The 16259-nt window shown below is 67.3% G+C and carries 18 protein-coding genes; 10 read left to right on the top strand and 8 right to left on the bottom strand.

What is annotated here, in order from left to right; genetic code table 11:
- Position 1: 1 nt before the first annotated feature.
- Together ACZK4Z_RS03755 and ACZK4Z_RS03760 are read right to left on the bottom strand one after the other, a co-directional pair.
- Entirely contained in the window at positions 2–328 is a 327-nt protein-coding gene (locus tag ACZK4Z_RS03755) for a hypothetical protein (RefSeq protein ID WP_032130086.1), read from the bottom strand.
- Positions 325–909, bottom strand: coding sequence for an RNA polymerase sigma factor (locus ACZK4Z_RS03760; RefSeq protein ID WP_080356593.1), 585 nt, complete (start codon positions 907–909; stop codon positions 325–327). The genes ACZK4Z_RS03755 and ACZK4Z_RS03760 overlap by 4 nt, the downstream gene beginning before the upstream one ends.
- A 98-nt stretch (positions 910–1007) precedes the next feature.
- On the opposite strand from ACZK4Z_RS03760, the gene ACZK4Z_RS03765 reads away from it, so the two are divergent.
- Together ACZK4Z_RS03765 and ACZK4Z_RS03770 are read left to right on the top strand one after the other, a co-directional pair.
- On the top strand, positions 1008–1328 hold the full coding sequence (locus ACZK4Z_RS03765) for an NAD(P) transhydrogenase subunit alpha part 2 (RefSeq protein ID WP_005408173.1): 321 nt from the start codon (positions 1008–1010) through the stop codon (positions 1326–1328).
- Complete coding sequence (locus tag ACZK4Z_RS03770; RefSeq protein ID WP_125895496.1) at positions 1325–2785, top strand: NAD(P)(+) transhydrogenase (Re/Si-specific) subunit beta; 1461 nt, start codon at positions 1325–1327, stop codon at positions 2783–2785. Before ACZK4Z_RS03765 ends, ACZK4Z_RS03770 begins: the two co-directional genes overlap by 4 nt.
- 237 nt (positions 2786–3022) lie before the next feature.
- On the opposite strand, the gene ACZK4Z_RS03775 is transcribed toward ACZK4Z_RS03770, so the two are convergent.
- Positions 3023–3442, bottom strand: a complete 420-nt coding sequence (locus ACZK4Z_RS03775; protein WP_125895495.1) for a hypothetical protein — start codon at positions 3440–3442, stop codon at positions 3023–3025.
- A 122-nt stretch (positions 3443–3564) separates the two neighbouring features.
- Between ACZK4Z_RS03775 and sufT the strand changes: the two genes are divergently transcribed.
- From sufT to ACZK4Z_RS03805, 6 genes are all read left to right on the top strand, one after another.
- Positions 3565–4116: a putative Fe-S cluster assembly protein SufT gene (gene sufT / locus ACZK4Z_RS03780; protein ID WP_125895494.1), complete on the top strand. Its 552-nt coding sequence runs from the start codon at positions 3565–3567 to the stop codon at positions 4114–4116.
- A 59-nt stretch (positions 4117–4175) separates the two neighbouring features.
- Positions 4176–5270, top strand: a complete 1095-nt coding sequence (locus ACZK4Z_RS03785; protein WP_004144913.1) for a branched-chain amino acid aminotransferase — start codon at positions 4176–4178, stop codon at positions 5268–5270.
- 174 nt (positions 5271–5444) lie between these two features.
- On the top strand, positions 5445–6101 hold the full coding sequence (locus ACZK4Z_RS03790; RefSeq protein ID WP_049463522.1) for a hypothetical protein: 657 nt from the start codon (positions 5445–5447) through the stop codon (positions 6099–6101).
- Positions 6098–6433 (top strand): transcriptional regulator, encoded by a 336-nt coding sequence (locus tag ACZK4Z_RS03795; protein ID WP_012510131.1) that lies wholly within the window; start codon positions 6098–6100, stop codon positions 6431–6433. The genes ACZK4Z_RS03790 and ACZK4Z_RS03795 overlap by 4 nt, the downstream gene beginning before the upstream one ends.
- A gap of 1 nt (position 6434) precedes the next feature.
- The gene (locus tag ACZK4Z_RS03800; RefSeq protein ID WP_125895493.1) at positions 6435–7457 is read left to right on the top strand and encodes a M23 family metallopeptidase; all 1023 of its coding nucleotides are present in this window, start codon (positions 6435–6437) and stop codon (positions 7455–7457) included.
- A gap of 378 nt (positions 7458–7835) precedes the next feature.
- The gene (locus ACZK4Z_RS03805) at positions 7836–9575 is read left to right on the top strand and encodes a S8 family peptidase (protein WP_100434086.1); all 1740 of its coding nucleotides are present in this window, start codon (positions 7836–7838) and stop codon (positions 9573–9575) included.
- Positions 9576–9695: 120 nt separating this feature from the next.
- Here the strand turns inward: ACZK4Z_RS03805 and ACZK4Z_RS03810 are convergent, their stop codons facing one another.
- From ACZK4Z_RS03810 to wrbA, 3 genes are all read right to left on the bottom strand, one after another.
- Positions 9696–10181, bottom strand: coding sequence for an asparaginase domain-containing protein (locus tag ACZK4Z_RS03810; RefSeq protein WP_032130424.1), 486 nt, complete (start codon positions 10179–10181; stop codon positions 9696–9698).
- A 79-nt stretch (positions 10182–10260) separates the two neighbouring features.
- Complete coding sequence (locus ACZK4Z_RS03815; RefSeq protein ID WP_049422884.1) at positions 10261–10596, bottom strand: DUF2069 domain-containing protein; 336 nt, start codon at positions 10594–10596, stop codon at positions 10261–10263.
- The gene (gene wrbA, locus ACZK4Z_RS03820; RefSeq protein WP_012510135.1) at positions 10593–11186 is read right to left on the bottom strand and encodes an NAD(P)H:quinone oxidoreductase; all 594 of its coding nucleotides are present in this window, start codon (positions 11184–11186) and stop codon (positions 10593–10595) included. Before wrbA ends, ACZK4Z_RS03815 begins: the two co-directional genes overlap by 4 nt.
- Before the next feature lie 77 nt (positions 11187–11263).
- On the opposite strand from wrbA, the gene ACZK4Z_RS03825 reads away from it, so the two are divergent.
- Positions 11264–12538, top strand: coding sequence for a YihY family inner membrane protein (locus ACZK4Z_RS03825; protein ID WP_032130426.1), 1275 nt, complete (start codon positions 11264–11266; stop codon positions 12536–12538).
- Positions 12535–13104, top strand: a complete 570-nt coding sequence (locus ACZK4Z_RS03830) for a TlpA family protein disulfide reductase (RefSeq protein ID WP_121504922.1) — start codon at positions 12535–12537, stop codon at positions 13102–13104. The genes ACZK4Z_RS03825 and ACZK4Z_RS03830 overlap by 4 nt, the downstream gene beginning before the upstream one ends.
- Before the next feature lie 616 nt (positions 13105–13720).
- On the opposite strand, the gene ppk2 is transcribed toward ACZK4Z_RS03830, so the two are convergent.
- Positions 13721–14503, bottom strand: coding sequence for a polyphosphate kinase 2 (gene ppk2 / locus ACZK4Z_RS03835; RefSeq protein WP_024957330.1), 783 nt, complete (start codon positions 14501–14503; stop codon positions 13721–13723).
- 46 nt (positions 14504–14549) lie between these two features.
- Entirely contained in the window at positions 14550–16256 is a 1707-nt protein-coding gene (locus ACZK4Z_RS03840; RefSeq protein ID WP_478451188.1) for an O-linked N-acetylglucosamine transferase, SPINDLY family protein, read from the bottom strand.
- Positions 16257–16259: the final 3 nt, after the last annotated feature.

A 16259-nucleotide genomic window follows, 5' to 3' on the forward strand; every position in this document is an offset into this window, starting at 1 on the left:
TTCACTCCATCGCCAGGTCGGTATCGCCCAGCCACAGGTACAGATCGGGATTTTCGTCGTAGAGCGCGCTGTTGTCTTCCGCCGAGGCAAGCACAGGTGCCGGCGCAGGGCCCGTCAGGGTGCCGTGGCCGGTGAACTGCAGGCCGATACCCAGTGCCACCACCAGTGAACAGGCACTGGCCAGCCACCAGCGCCAGCGCCCGCGATGGGCGGCCGTGGCGCCGTGGCGAGCCTGGCGCAGCCGGGCCAGCGTTGCCGGCGACAGCGCGTGCAGCGACTGCGCGTGCAGGCTGCGCAGGGTGTCATCGGAAGGCAGGGAGCGGTTCACGGGTGGGTCTCCAGATAATCCTGCAGCGCCTGGCGGGCGCGTGCCAGATGGGTTTTTACCGCGCCTTCGCTGCAGCCCATGGCGCGGGCGGTGGTGGCCCCGTCCAGGTCCTGCAGCACGCGCAGGGTGAAGGCCTCGCGCTGGCGGGCGGGCAGGCGGCGCAACGCGTCCACCAGCTGTTGGTACTGCTGGCGCTGTTCGTGCGCCTGTGCCGGGTCCGGGCCGGGGTCGGCCCAGTCGATCTCGCCGCCGTCGGCGTCCTGGTTGTCGCGCCAGAACGGCAGTCGGAAGCGGCGCCGGCGCTGCACGTCGATCACGCGCCGGCGCAGGATGCTCCAGAACAGCGGGGCCCATTCGGCAGCCGGCTTGTCGGCGTAGTCCAGCATGCGCAGCAGCGCGTCCTGCACCGCGTCCATGGCGTCTTCGCGCTGGCGCAGGCCGGCCTCGGCGAAGCGGAACGCGCGCGGGCCAACACTGGCCAGGAACGCCTCCAGCGACGCCGGCAGGGCATCGGTCTCGGCGCTCGGGGGGACGGGGCTGCTCACCAGCACAGGGTACGGTTCCTCGCTCGGGGTCACCATCGACAACGCGTGAGCGCGGCTTCGGTTGACGCCGGGCGCGCACCGGGTTCAGCCCATGGTTATGATGGGACGACGAAGACAGAGCAGGAGCGTTGCCGGTGAGTGACGGGTTCGTAGCGCTGTACATCTTCATGCTGGCAGCCATCGCCGGCCACGTGATCATTTCGCGGGTGCCGGTGATCCTGCATACCCCGCTGATGTCGGGCTCCAACTTCATCCACGGCATCGTGCTGATCGGTGCAATGGTGGTGCTGGGGCACGCGCAGACACCGCTGGAGAAAGCTCTGGGCTTCCTCGCCGTGGTGCTTGGTGCTGGCAACGCCGCCGGTGGCTACGTGGTCACCGCGCGCATGCTGGAAATGTTCAAGCCGAGCGCGCCCAAGGGCGGCAAGGACGAGCCGAAGGAGCCGCAGGCTTGAACATCAGCACCGTCGAACTGCTCGATTGGCTGGTCAAGGCCAGCTACCTCGTCGCCGCCACGCTGTTCCTGCTGGGCCTGCAGCGCATGGCCTCGCCGCTGACCGCGCGAAGCGGCATCCGCTGGGCCGGGCTGGGCATGCTGCTGGCCACGGTGGCGACGTTCTTCCTGCCCGAACTGCATAACGTGCCGCTGATCCTGGTGGCGCTGCTACTGGGCGCGGGCCTGGCCTGGTGGTCGGCCGGCAAGGTTGCCATCACCGACATGCCGCAGATGGTGGCGCTGTACAACGGCATGGGCGGCGGCTCGGCCGCGGCCATCGGTGCAGTGGAACTGCTGCGCTACGCCTTCCTTGCCAAACGCGATACCAGCCACTGGAGCGCACAGGCGCTGGCCGACCTCGCTGCCCGCCAACCCTCGGGCATGGTGCTGCTGCTGGCGGTGGTCGGCGCGGCCATCGGTGCGGTGTCGCTGTCCGGCTCGGTGATTGCCTGGGCCAAGCTCGATGGCCGCCTGGACAAGCGCGTGACCTGGCCGGGTCAGCAGGTGATGAACCTGGTGGCAGCACTGGCGGTGGTGGTGCTGGCGATCATCGCGGCCAGCACGCTCAACACCTGGGCGATCGTCGCGTTCTTCGTGCTGGCACTGGCACTGGGCGTGCTGATGACGCTGCCGATCGGTGGCGCCGACATGCCGGTGGTGATCTCGCTGTACAACGCGTTCACCGGCCTGGCGGTGTCGTTCGAAGGCTATGTGCTGGGCAACGAGGCGCTGATCATCGCCGGCATGATGGTCGGCGCGGCGGGCATCCTGCTGACCCGGCTGATGGCCAAGGCGATGAACCGGCCGATCCGCAACGTGTTGTTCTCCAACTTCGGCGGCGGCGCCGGCGGCGAAGCGCAGGAGATCACTGGCGCGCAGAAGCCGATTGAAGCGTCGGACGTCGCGGCGATGATGGCCTACGCCGAACGCGTGGTGATCGTGCCCGGTTATGGCATGGCGGTGGCGCAGGCCCAGCACAAGATCTGGGAGCTGGCGCAGCGGTTGGGCCAGCGCGGGGTGAAGGTGAAGTTCGCGATCCACCCGGTGGCTGGGCGCATGCCTGGGCACATGAACGTGCTGCTGGCCGAAGCGGGTGTGCCCTACGACCTGATCGCCGACATGGACGACATCAACCCGGAATTTGCCAACACCGATGTGGTGCTGGTGATCGGTGCCAACGACGTGGTCAATCCGGTCGCGCGTACCGACCCGGCCAGCCCGATCTACGGCATGCCGGTGCTGGATGTGGTCAACGCGCGCAACGTGGTGGTGATCAAGCGCGGCAAGGGCACCGGTTTTGCCGGCATCGAGAATGCGCTGTTCTACGCCGACAACACCCGCATGCTGTACGGCGATGGTGCGGAAGCGGCGGCCTCGCTGGTGAGCGAACTGAAGGCGCTCGACGGCGGGCATTGAGCGGCGGCTGCATCGGGTAGGTGCGGACCTTGGTCCGCACGCATTTGCCGGCCAGCGGCCGGCACTACCGAATCCATGCGTGGTGGCTGCATCGGGTAGGTGCGGACCTTGGTCCGCATGCTTCTGCCGGCCAGCGGCCGGCACTACCGAATCCACGCGTGGTGGTTGCATCGGGTAGGTGCGGACCTTGGTCCGCACGCTTCTACCGGCCAGCGGCCGGCACTACCTGCCGGTGGGTCAGCGCGCCAGCCAGGCGCCCACGGCCACGCCCAGGGCCAGCCACAGCCATTCCATCGCGCCATTGGCGAGGGTGATCAGGGTCCAGGCCAGGTGCGGGCCCATCCGCAGGGTGGCGTCCCACAGGTCCAGCCCGATCGAGCCGCCCATCCACGCGCTGGCGATGGCCCAGTTGGCCACGGCCGCCACCAGCAGGGTGCCCAGCACGACCAGGGCGATGCGCAGCCGGCCCGGCCCCAGCGTGCCCATGCGCAGCATGAACACCAGTTCCAGGGCGGTCAGTACCGCCATCCAGCCGACCTGCCGGCCGGTCATCAGCGCCAGCATCATCCAGGCGAGGGGAGCAACAAGCAGACCCAGCAACAGCATGATGGGCCAGAGCCAGGTCACGGTCCTGGCACGCGCGGCATTGGAGGACATCGAAGCTCCCTGAAGATCACCCACAGGATACTGTGGTTTGCCGCAGTGCACCGGCGGCGGCAGGGCGGCTGGGCTAGAATGCCGTCTTGCGTGGCCTTGGCCACGGCCCCATATCGGTCCCCATGTATTCCCGTAGCAGCGAACCTGTCCACTTCGAACGCGATTGCGAGGCCGTGATGGTCCCGCAGGGCGACACCGTGATCCTGCCCGCCGGCAGCTATGGGTACATCACCCAGGCGCTGGGCGGCAGTTATTCGGTGTTCGTCGAGGGCAACCTGTTCCGCATCGCCGGCAAGGACGGCGACGCCATCGGCAAGGAGGCACCGGCACCGCTCGAGCTGCCGGCTGACGCCACCGATGAACAGGTGGAACAGCTGGTGTGGCAGCAGCTGCGCACCTGCTTTGATCCGGAAATTCCGGTGAACATCGTCGAACTGGGCCTGGTCTACGAGGTCGAGATCAAGCACCTGGACGAAGGCAAGCGCGAGATCGACGTGAAGATGACCCTGACCGCACCGGGCTGCGGCATGGGCGAGATCCTGGTCGACGACGTGCGCAGCAAGCTCGAAATGATTCCGACGGTGGCCGAGGCCGACGTCGACCTGGTGTTCGACCCGCCGTGGAACCAGCACATGATGTCCGAGGCGGCCCGGCTCGAGACCGGCATGCTTTGACCCACGGCCCGCAGTGACGCGGGCCGGGCATTACCCGCAACCAGAACAGGAAATCTCCGGTGTCCCAGTCCATTCCCAGCTTCGCCGTCACCCGTTCGGACCACCCGCGCAGCGCTGAAGAGCGCGCCCAGATCCTGGAGAAGCCGGGTTTCGGCCTGCACTTCACCGACCACATGGTGGAAGTGCGCTGGGACAAGGACACCGGCTGGCACAACGCCAACGTGCGCGCCTACGGTCCGCTGCAGCTGGACCCGGCCGCGGCCGTGCTGCACTACGGCCAGGAAATCTTCGAGGGCATCAAGGCCTACCGCCATGCCGACGGTTCGATCTGGACCTTCCGCCCGGATGCCAACGGCCGTCGCCTGCAGCGTTCGGCGCAGCGCCTGGCGCTGCCGGAACTGCCGGTGGAGATCTTCGTTGAATCGCTGAAGCAGCTGATCGCCGTCGACAGCGCCTGGGTGCCGTCGGCCGATGAGTCGAGCCTGTACTTCCGTCCGTTCATGATCGGCGACGAAGCCTTCCTCGGCGTGCGCGGCGCGCACAAGGCCGGCTACTACGTCATCGCCAGCCCGGCCGGCCCGTACTTCGCCAAGGGCGTCGCCCCGGTGTCGATCTGGCTGTCGACCGAGTACGCACGTGCGGCCAAGGGTGGCACCGGTGCCGCAAAGTGCGGTGGCAACTACGCCGCCTCGCTGCTGCCGCAGCAGAAGGCACAGGCACAGGGCTGCTCGCAGGTGCTGTTCCTCGACCCGGTCGAAGGCAAGTACCTGGAAGAACTGGGTGGCATGAACGTGTTCCTGGTCTACAAGGACGGCACGCTGGTTACCCCGCAGCTGTCCGGCAGCATCCTCGAAGGCATCACCCGCGAGAGCATCCTGCAGCTGGCCCGCGACCGCGGCATGAAGGTCGAAGAGCGCAAGGTCACCATCGATGAGTGGAAGCAGGGTGTGACCTCGGGCGAGATCGCCGAAGTGTTCGCCTGCGGTACCGCTGCGGTGGTCACCCCGATCGGCCAGCTGAAGGGCGAAGGCTTCTCGGTGGGCGACATCAACGCACCGGCCGGCGAAGTGACCATGTCGCTGCGCAAGGAACTGACCGACATCCAGTACGGCCGCCTGCCGGACCGCCACAACTGGCTGGTCAAGCTGGGCTGATCGCCCGCGTTGAACCGGTAGCGCCGGGCCATGCCCGGCGGCGCTTCTTGAAAGCCCGTCCCAGTGACGGGCTTTCTGCGTTGTGGGCCCGCCCGTCGACCGCAGCAGGCGGGCGCTTGACGCAAATAGGTTTGCATTGCAAACTAAATTCAAGCGACCCCGATGGAGCGTGTCATGCAGCAGCCGTCCGTCATTGATCCTTCCTCGCGCCTGCAGGCGCTGACCCGTGAATATTCGCGGTACTCGCGAAGTGCCGGGGGCCTGTCGGCGATGGCAGGCGGCATTGCCTGCCTGGCCTCGTTCCTTGCCGGCGCGCTGCTGCCGACCACCCTGGCGCTGCGCATCGTGCTGATTGCCGTGCCGGTGCTGTGGATCGTCGGCAAGCAATGGCTGGCACGCCGTTACTACCAGCGGCTGGGCCAGGTCGAGGAGCAGGTCACGCCGGTCGAGCGCAATTTCCAGCGCTTCTTCATTGCCTTCACCGCGCTGGTAAGCGTGCTGGTGATCGGCAGCGTGCTGACCCGGCTGGCGCCGATGGGCGAGCTGCCCTGGGACCTGCGCGCCATCGGTTACCTGGCCGTGGTAGCGCTGCTGCCCTGGGTGGTGTGGCGCTGGCTGCGTACACCGCTGGAGTTCATCGTGGGCGTGTTCCTGTTGTGCCAGGCTGCGCTGGCCTTCACCGGGCAGACGTATGGCTTCGGCCCGAGCACGGCGGTGTTCCCGCTGGCATCCATCGCACTGATCGTGGTCGGCTGGCGTGACCACCAGCGCTTCCACCGGCTGCAGGTAGAGATGCGCGCGTTCATGGCGGCGCGGACGAACGCCGAATGACCCAGCTGCCTGACTCCAGAGCGCTGCTCCAGCTCGACCGCTTGATCCACGAGCCGGCACGCCTGCTGATCCTGTCGATCCTGGCAGGTGCCGAATCCGCCGAGTTCGGTTTTGTCGAACATCTCAGCGGGTTGAGCAAGGGCAACCTGTCCAGCCATCTGAGCAAGCTGGAGGCTGCTGGACTGGTCGCCATCGACAAGTCGTTCCGCGGCAAGCGCCCGCTGACCACCCTGCAGTTGACGCCGATGGGCCGCACTGCCTTGGCCGAGTACCGCACACAGCTGGCGGCGATCGTTGCCGGCATTCCCGATCCGGATCGAAAGGACGCCTGACATGACATTGCTCCCGCGCCTGTTTGCAGTTCTGGTCGTTTCCTTCTCTGCCCTCATCGGCGCGGCCGCGGCCGCAGATCCGCGCCATCAGGGAGCCACGCTGACCACACAGTTCTACGAAGGGCACATCGACGCCCTGTGGGAACGGATGACGCCGCAGATGCAGGCGGGGCTGCAGTCCCCGCAGAACCTGGTGGCGCTGCGCGAGCAGGTGCTGGCGGGCTGGGGCGCAGAAACCGAGCTGGTCAGTGAGAAGGTCGAGAAGGTTGATGGATTCGACACCTATCTGCGGCAGGCGCGCTTCGCCAGGAGCCCAGACGTCATCCAGGTGCTGTGGGCCATCGATGCCGACGGGCGGATTGGCGGCTTCTACATCCGCCCGCTCCAGACCACGCCACCGCAGGCCGCAGCGAGCGGATTCCTCGACTATCAGACCCGCACACGGCTGCAACTGCCGTTCAACGATGAGTACTACGTGTTCTGGGGCGGGCGTACCGTCGAACAGAACTACCATGCGGCCCATGCCGGCCAGCGCTTCGCGCTGGATCTGCTGGTGGTCCGCGATGGCCGCTCGCACCGTGGCGATGGCCTGCGCAACGATGATTACTACTGCTTCGGTCGCCCGATCCTCGCGCCCGCCGACGGCACGGTGGTGGAGGTGATCGAGGGTGTCGCCGACAACGTGCCGGGCCAGATGAATGCCGCCCAGCTCACCGGCAACCGCGTCATCCTCGACCACGGCAACGAGGAATACTCGGTGCTGGCGCACCTGCGCCAGGGCAGTGTGCGTGTGGCGCAGGGACAGGCTGTCCGCAGCGGCGCGCACCTCGGTGACTGTGGCAACAGCGGCAACTCCTCCGAGCCGCACCTGCACTACCAGCTGCAGGCCGGGCCCGTGTTCGGTGTCGGCGAAGCGCTCCCGGCACAGTTCTCCGGTTATGTGGCCGATGACCAGCCAGTTGCACGCGGCGAGCCGGTCAAAGGGCAGCGGATCCGGCCGGCGCGCCTCCCGCAGGCAAAGTAGTCAGCGCGTCCGACGCGATGGGCAGGCACGCCGCGGGCACGCTGCGCCGTCGTTGGTGTCAGCAGTGGACGCCGATGTCGGCAAAGTCATCGCAGGACACGTGATGACCCAGTCAGGTGCGTGCAGGGCAGGAGAAAGTTCCTTCACCTTCACAAACCCTCGACCCGGAAAGTCTCAGAACGAACATTTCATCTTGCTGAAAAGACGCTGAAAATCTTGTGGTGTCCGGTTTTGGTCATTAGCGTCATCTGCACGGCGGATCGTTAGGGGGATCCGCTGGCTCGCCGGACTTCGAACCTCGCCAACGCAAGCCAGCCCAGGGTTCGGGCCGGTGCTTCTGCCGATTCCGGCATTCACACCACAAGAAAGGGAAATACGATGTCCCAGGTAACGCAACCGCGTGTGCGTCGAGTGTGGGTGGTCCTTGGTGCGTCCGTTCTGTCATCGCTGCTGCTGGCCACGCCTGCGCTGGCCGGTGATGTCCAGCTCAGCGGCCTGCAGTCCGCACAGACCCACCAGCGTTTCATCGTGAAGTACCGCGACGGCAGTGCCCCGGTGGCCAACACCACCGCACTGGCCTCTTCACTGAAGAGTGCCGCCGCCGGCCTGGCCAGCAGCCAGGGCCGTGCGCTGGGCCTGCAGCAGGTCCGCAAGCTGGCCGTCGGCCCGACCCTGGTCAGGACCGATCGTCCGCTCGACCAGGCCGAATCCGAGCAGCTGATGCGTAAGCTGGCCGCCGACCCGAACGTGGAATACGTCGAAGTCGACCAGATCATGCGCGCCACGCTGACCCCGAACGACACCCGCTTCAGCGAGCAATGGGGCTTCGGCACCTCCAATGCCGGCATCAACATCCGGCCGGCCTGGGACAAGGCCACCGGCACCGGTGTGGTCGTGGCGGTGATCGACACCGGCATCACCAATCACGCCGACCTCAATGCCAACATCCTGCCGGGCTACGACTTCATCAGTGATGCGGCGATGGCGCGCGACGGCAACGGCCGCGACAACAACCCGAACGATGAGGGCGACTGGTACGGCGACAACGAGTGCCAGGCGGGCTACCCGGGTTCGAACTCCAGCTGGCACGGTACCCACGTGGCCGGCACGGTAGCGGCGGTGACCAACAACAGCACCGGCGTGGCAGGTACTGCGTTCAACGCCAAGGTCGTGCCGGTGCGCGTGCTCGGCAAGTGCGGCGGTTACACCTCCGACATTGCCGACGCGATCGTGTGGGCGTCCGGCGGCAGCGTCAGCGGCGTGCCGGCCAATGCCAATCCGGCCGAGGTCATCAACCTCTCGCTGGGCGGCGGCGGCAGCTGTTCGACCACCTACCAGAACGCGATCAATGGCGCTGTCGGGCGTGGCACCACCGTGGTGGTCGCCGCCGGCAACAGCAACACCAACGTGTCCTCGTCGGTGCCGGCCAACTGCCCGAACGTGATCGCAGTGGCGGCCACCACCTCGGCCGGTGCGCGTGCCAGCTTCTCCAACTATGGCAACGGCATCGATATCTCGGCACCGGGCCAGGGCATCCTGTCCACCCTCAACAGCGGCACCACCACCCCGGGCAGTGCCAGCTACGCTTCGTACAACGGCACCTCGATGGCGGCACCGCACGTGGCCGGCGTGGTCGCGCTGATGCAGTCCGTAGCCCCGAGCCCGCTGAGCCCGGCGCAGGTGGAGAGCATCATCAAGAGCACTGCACGTCCGCTGCCGGGCGCCTGCTCGGGCGGCTGCGGCGCCGGCATCATCGACGCCGACGCGGCCGTGGCTGCGGCGATCAACGGTGGCGGCCCGAACCCGGGTGGCAACGTCCTGCAGAACAACGTTCCGGTCACCGGCCTCGGCGCTGCCAGTGGCGCTTCGCTGAGTTACACCGTGAACGTTCCGGCCGGCAGCACCCAGCTGCGCGTGGCGATCAGTGGCGGCAGCGGTGATGCCGACCTGTACGTGCGCCAGGGCAGTGCCCCGACCGATACCGCCTACACCTGCCGCCCGTACCTGAGCGGCAACAGCGAGACCTGCACCATCAACAGTCCGGCTGCCGGCACGTGGTATGTGCGGGTGAAGGCCTACAGCACCTTCTCGGGCCTGACTCTCAACGCCCAGTACTGAGCCCAAGCCCCTCTCCATGGGCACGCCCCGGCTCCGGCCGGGGCGTTTTTGCATGGGGACGCGCGGTGATGCGAGCCGCCGCGTCGTGGTGGGTGCCGACCTTGGTCGGCACGCTGTTCCTCACACCGATTCGAAGCGGTTCGCGGCCACGTTCTTGCGCACGTGCTGCGGGTCGAAAATCCGCCCGTTCATCGCGATGTACACGCCGCTCGGCAGCGACTGCACCGCACCGATCGCGCAGCCGATGTTGAACTCCGCATCCGAGCCGCGGAAACGCGCCGGGCTCAGCGCGCCGGTCATCACGATGGTCTTGTCCGGGATCGTCGCCAGCACCTGGCCGGTCTGCACCATCGAATCGGTGCCGTGGGTCACCAGCACGTGGCGGGTCGGCTGCGCGGCGATGGTGGCGCGGATCAGTTCGCGGTCCTCATCGTTGATGTGCAGCGAATCCTTGCGCAGGATCGGAATCACGTTGAAGCGGAACGTCACGCCCAGCTCGCGCAGGATCATGCCGATCTGGGGGTCGCCGATCTGGTAGTCCGACTTGTCGTCGAAGTAGATCTTGTCGATCGTGCCACCGGTGGTGACGACCAGGAGCTCTTCCATCATGTGCATGCGCGAAACCAGGACAGGTACAGCGGCGCGGGGCCAGGAACACAGATGATACGGCCCGGCGGGCGCAGCGTCAGCGTCGCTTGCCGAAGCGGGCGCGCAGCCCGGGGAGGCTGGCGCTGAAGATCACCAGCAGGGCCAGCGCGATCTCGATCAGCGCCAGCCAGCGTGTTTCCGGGTGGCTCCAGGCACTCATCACCCCGTGGCTGAACCAGCCCAGGGCCAGCACCGAGGCCCAGAAACCGGCCTTGCGCCAGCCCAGTCGCAGGGCAACGGCCAACGCCAGCGGCGGCGCGGTGAACACCAGCTGGGTGGCCAGCCAGTGCTTGTCATTGATGAACCAGCCGGCGAACAGCGCGGCCAGCCCCATCAGGGCCAGCAGCAGGGCCGTGCGCGGCGCGGCGCTCATCGGGCCAACCGCTGCGCGATGTCGGCCACCCGGCGGCCCAGCGCGCGCGCCAGCACGGCTTCATCGTCGGTCGGCTGCGGGTCGTCGGCTGCACCGGCCACATGGCTGGCGCCATACGGCGTGCCGCCACTGGTGGTGTGGCTCAGCGCCGGCTCGGTGAACGGGATGCCGACGATCACGCAGCCATGGTGCAGCAGCGGCACCTGCATCGACAGCAGGGTCGATTCCTGGCCGCCATGCATCGAGGCGGTGGAGGTGAACACGCCGGCCGGCTTGCCGGAGAGGGTGCCGTTGACCCATTCGGCGCCCAGCCCGTCCAGGAAGTGCTTGACCGGCGCCGCCATGTTGCCGAAGCGGGTGGGGCTGCCAAGCAGCAGGCCCTGGCATTCGACCAGGTCCTGCACGCTCACGTAGGGGGCACCATCGTCGGGGACCGGAGGTTGTGCGGTCTGGGTCACGGCGGCCACCGGCGGCACTGTGCGCAGGCGCGCGGTCATGCCCGGCACTTCGCCGATGCCCCGCGCGATCTGGCGCGCCAGCCGTGCCACTGAACCGCCCCGGCTGTAGTACAGCACCAGAATCTCGCCCATCGTGCCCGCTTCTCCTCGTCGTGTGGCCACCAGTATGGCTATCCTGCGAGCATTCCGCATCGGGTACCCTTTCGCCGATGGAACCTTTGGATACGCTCAACCTGTGGATGGAGCGCGCGCGGGATCGCGCACGGGCCATCAGTTTCGGCCGCTTCCTGTGGCATCGCTTCCTCGACGACCGCCTGTTCCAGGCGGCGGCGGCGCTCGCGTACACCACGGTGTTCGCGCTGGTGCCGCTGGCCATCGTGGTGTTCGGCGTGCTCTCGGCCTTCCCTGTCTTCGACCGCTGGAGCGACCAGCTCAGCGATTACGTCTTCTCCAACTTCGTGCCCAACGCCGCGCGTGCGGCCGAAGGCTACCTGCGGCAGTTCTCGGCCAGTGCCGGCCAGCTCACGGCTGCCGGCTTCATCGCACTGGTGGTCTCGTTGCTGATCACCCTCAACAGCGTTGAAGAGACCTTCAACCAGATCTGGCGGGTCGGCTCGACCCGGCCCAAGCTGACCCGCTTCCTGGTCTACTGGACCGTGCTGACCCTGGGCGCAATGCTCGCTGCCGCTTCGCTGGCGGTGTCGGCGCGGGTGTTCGCGATGCCACTGTTCGGCACCCAGGAGGGCCGCTGGCTGGCCGAGTTCGCGCTGCGGCTGGCGCCGATCCTGATCGAGTTCGTCTGCATCACGCTGATGTTCCGGGTGGTGCCGCACCACACCGTGAAATGGCGGCACGCGGTGCCCGGCGCGATTCTCGCGGCGGTCATCCTGGAACTGGTGAAGTGGGGCATCGGCGCCTACCTGGGCAGCTTCCAGTCCTACCAGAAGCTCTACGGCACGGTCGCCTTCGTGCCGATCCTGCTGCTGTGGATCTACCTGTGCTGGGTGGCGGTGCTGCTGGGCGCGTCGCTGTCCTCGTCGATGGCCGCCTTCCGCTACCAGCCGGTGGAACTGCGCCTGCCGCAGGGCTACGAGTTCTATGGCCTGCTGCGCCTGCTCGGCCGCTTCCACCATGCCCGAGCCAAGGGCAAGGGCCTGGCCGATGATGAAATCCTGCGGCTGGAGCCGATGCTGACCGATTCGCTGCTGCAGGACCTGGCCTGCAACCTGCAGGAGATCGGCCTGCTGCGCCGCGATGAACGTGGCGAATGGCTGCTCTCGCGCGACCTGGACCAGGTCAGCCTGGCCGATCTGTACGAATGTACCCAGTTGCGCATTCCGGTAGCCGAGCAGCATCTGCCATACCGCGACGACACACTGGGCCGTGCTGCGCTGGCGGCACTGGACGATCTGCGATTGCCCCTGCGCGAACGCCTCAAGCGCAAGGTCAGCGATATCTACACCGATTCCGGAGACATGCCATGACCCGCAAGACCCCGTTGCTGCTCCCGCTGGCCCTGTTGCTGGCGCTGTCGGCCTGCAAACCGGCCCAGGAGCCGACCCCCGCCAGCAGCCAGCCGCCAGCACAGGCACCGACGCCGACCACACCGGCACCGGTCGAAGAGACCCCGGCCGAGCGCACCACTGCCGAGTTCCCGACGCTGAGGATGAAGGCGGTGGATGGCAGCGACTACGACCTGGCCGCGCACCGCGGCAAGTGGGTGATCGTGAATTTCTGGGCGACCTGGTGTGCCCCGTGCCGCAAGGAGATGCCGGAGCTGTCGGCGCTGCATGCGATGCGCAGCAACATCGAGGTGGTTGGCCTGGCCTATGAGGATATCGAGGTGCCGGAGATGCAGTCGTTCCTGACCAAGCACCCGGTGACCTATCCGATCGTGATCGTGGACCCGTTCGATCCGCCGGCGGACTTCGCCACGCCGCGTGGCCTGCCGTTGACGCATCTGCTGGATCCGCAGGGCAAGCTGGCGCACACCTTCCTCGGCCCAGTGACGGCCGCCGACATCGAAAAGCAGATCGCCAGCGCAAAGTAGTGGGTTGGTCGGCAGGGCCTGCGGCCCTGCACCCGTGGAGGCCAGAGCAACAGCAACGGCAACAGCCGAAGCAAAGGCGGGTCTCCTGAGGGATGGCGGGGTGGGGCCGGTTGCGGGGGCCGCTGCAAGTACGTCCATGTAGGCTTGGCAGCCGCTTGCTCGTGTGCGCTGTCCTGCGCACACGGCAAGACCGGGGTTGGGCCTCCTGCCCAACCCGCCCGAGGCATGCCTCGGGCCCATGCGGCTCACGCCCCCGCAACCGGACCCACCCCGCCTTCGACAGATCTCCGCGATCTGCAGTAGATCCACGCCATGCGTGGATGAATCTCCATCGGAATCGAATATTTCGAATGGGAATCGAAAAGCATCCACGCATGGCGTGGATCTACTGTGTCGACCAAGGTCGACACCTACCAACAGCCGCAGGGATCTGTCAGAGGTGGGGCGGTGTGGGTGGGCAGGACCGTTGGCGCCATGGATGGCGCCATCGAGCCCCCATGGACGGGTCTACGGCGTGTCCTGCCCACCCACACCGCCCCGCCATCCCGCGGATAGCCGCTGTTGCTGTTGCCGTTGCGTTGAGCAGGTGCAGGGCCGCAGGCCCTGCCGACCCACCCTAATCTTCGACCGGGAAGTCCTCGATCGGCTTCAGTACATCGTAGTGCTCGCGATGCAGCTTGCCCTTCAGCTTCGGCAGCTCCGGCAACGGTGCATCCACCCGCGTGTCCGGCAACCGGTCCAGCAGGTTGCGCACCAGCGTCAGCCGGCCCAACCGCTGGTCGTTGAAATCCACCAGCGTCCACGGTGCTGCCTCGCGATGCGTCGCGCGCAGCATCGCCTCGCGGGCCTCGGTGTAGGCGCTGTACTTGCTGCGGGATTTCAGGTCCACCGGGGAGAGCTTCCAGCCCTTCAGCGGATCGAGGTGGCGCTCGGCGAAGCGTTTTTCCTGCTGTTCCTGATCCACGCACAGCCAGTACTTGAACAGCAGGATGCCGTCGTCCACCAGCAGTTGCTCGAATACCGGCGCCTGATGCAGGAACTGCTGGTACTCGGTTTCGCTGCAGTAGCCCATCACCCGCTCCACGCCGGCACGGTTGTACCAGCTGCGGTCCATCAGCACGATCTCGCCGGCGGCAGGAAGGTGCGAGGCGTAGCGCTGGAAATACCACTGCGTGGCTTCGCGGTCGGTGGGCTTGGGCAGTGCCACCACCCGGCACTGGCGTGGGTTGAGGTGCTGGCTGATGGCCTGGATCGCGCCGCCTTTGCCTGCGGTATCACGGCCTTCGAACAGCACCAGCAGGCGTTGCCCGCTGTGCTGCACCCAGCGCGCCATCGCGGTCAGTTCCAGCTGCAGCGGCAGCAGCAGTTCGTCGTAGTCCTTGCGCTTGAGCTTGGCCATCATCACACCACGCGGGGAGGGAGCCCGAGCGTAGCGCAGGGATCGCTCAGGCGATGTCGAGGCCCTGCCAGCCATGCTCGCCGGCCAGTCGCTGCAGCAGCGCCGACAGGTCGCGGGCGAAGCTGGCCATGTCGAACAATCCACTGCGCTCGCGTGCCTGGGCCACTTCGGCGCGCAGCGTGGCCAGCGCCGACGGGTCATTGCCCAGCGTACTGGCGGTGGCGATGAATGCCGCATCGTCGGCGACATTCATCCGTGCCAGCCCCAGATGGTGATTGAGGCTGCCGGCCACGCGCGCGGCGAAGGTGTCGCCGGGGCAGGTCAGCACCGGGCAGCCGGCCCATAGTGCGTCGGACGCGGTGGTGTGCGCGTTGTACGGATGCGTGTCGAGGAACAGGTCGGCCAGCGGATAGCGAGCCAGGTACTGCGGATGTGGCAGCTTGGCCATGAACACCAGGCGTGCCGGATCCAGGCCAGCGGCCTGTGCGGCGCTGCGCAGGCGCGCGTCGGCCTGGCCGGGACCGGACAGCAGCCACAGTACGCTGCCGGGTACCGCCTGCAGCACCGCGAAGGCGCGGCCCATGCTGCATGGATTGAGCTTGTAGCTGTTGTTGAAGCAGCAGAACACCACGCCCTGTTCGGGCAGGCCGCACTCGGCCCGGGACGGTGCCGGTTCGAGCAAGCGGGTGTTGTCCGAGGGCTGGAACGCACGCGGCAGGCGCAGTACGCGCTCGCTGTAGTGGGGTTCCAGTGACGGCGGCAGAACGAAGCTGTCGCCGATCACCGCATCCATCCACGGCGCACCGGACGTGCCGGGATAGGCCAGCCAGTTCAACTGCAGCGGGGCAGGGCGCATCGCCAGCACTTCCGGCGTACCGCCGCCGCCCCAGCCGCGCAGGTCGAACAGCAGGTCGATGCCCTGTGCGCGGATGCGTGCAGCAGTGTCTGCATGGCGCAGCGCGGCCACATCATGCAGCTGCGTGGCCACCTGCAGGCGCTGGCGGATGCGGCTGCCGTCATCGTGGTTCAACGCGAACAGGTGCAGCTGCAACGCCGGGTCATGACGCAACTGCTCGAACAGGGCCACGGTCAACAATCCGGTGGGATGGGCGCCGAAACCATTGGAAAGGAAGCCGACCCGCAGCGGGCCCTGGGAACGCACCTTCACTGGCGGCAACGGCCGCACTGAAGTGGCAACGGCGGATGCACGGGCACGCGCGCAGGCCAACTGCTCGGCTGCGCTGGCATCTTCGCTGAGGAACGCGAACGGTTCGACCACGCCCTGCCCAGAGGCAAGTGCACCACGTACCTGTGCCGCCAGCACGTCCACGTCCTGCCAGTCGCACAGGCGACGCTGCCAGGCCAGGCGCTGGGCGGCGATATAGGGTTCGCCCGGCATCAGTGCATGCGCACGGCGATAGGCTGCTGCCGCGCCTTCGGCATCATCGGCATCTTCCAGCGCATGGCCCAGCCACAGCGCAATGCCCGGGTGCTGCGGGGCCAAGGCCGAGGCCTGGCCGAGCAGCTTCGCCGCATCGGCATGCGCGCCGGCCATCCAGGCCACGCGACCCAGCCGTGCCAGTGCTTCAGGGTGGTTCGGGCGCAGCTGCAGTGCACGGCGCGCGGCCTGCTCGCCGGCGGCGATGTCGCCGGCTTCCAGTTCCAGGTCCGCCAGCATCACCCAGGCGACGAAGTCGCCCGGCTGGCGTGCAATCGCCTGTTGCAGGTGCTGCCGCTGCTGCCAGGCCGACATGCG

The sequence above is a fragment of the Stenotrophomonas sp. 71799_Sma genome, assembly GCF_056482505.1.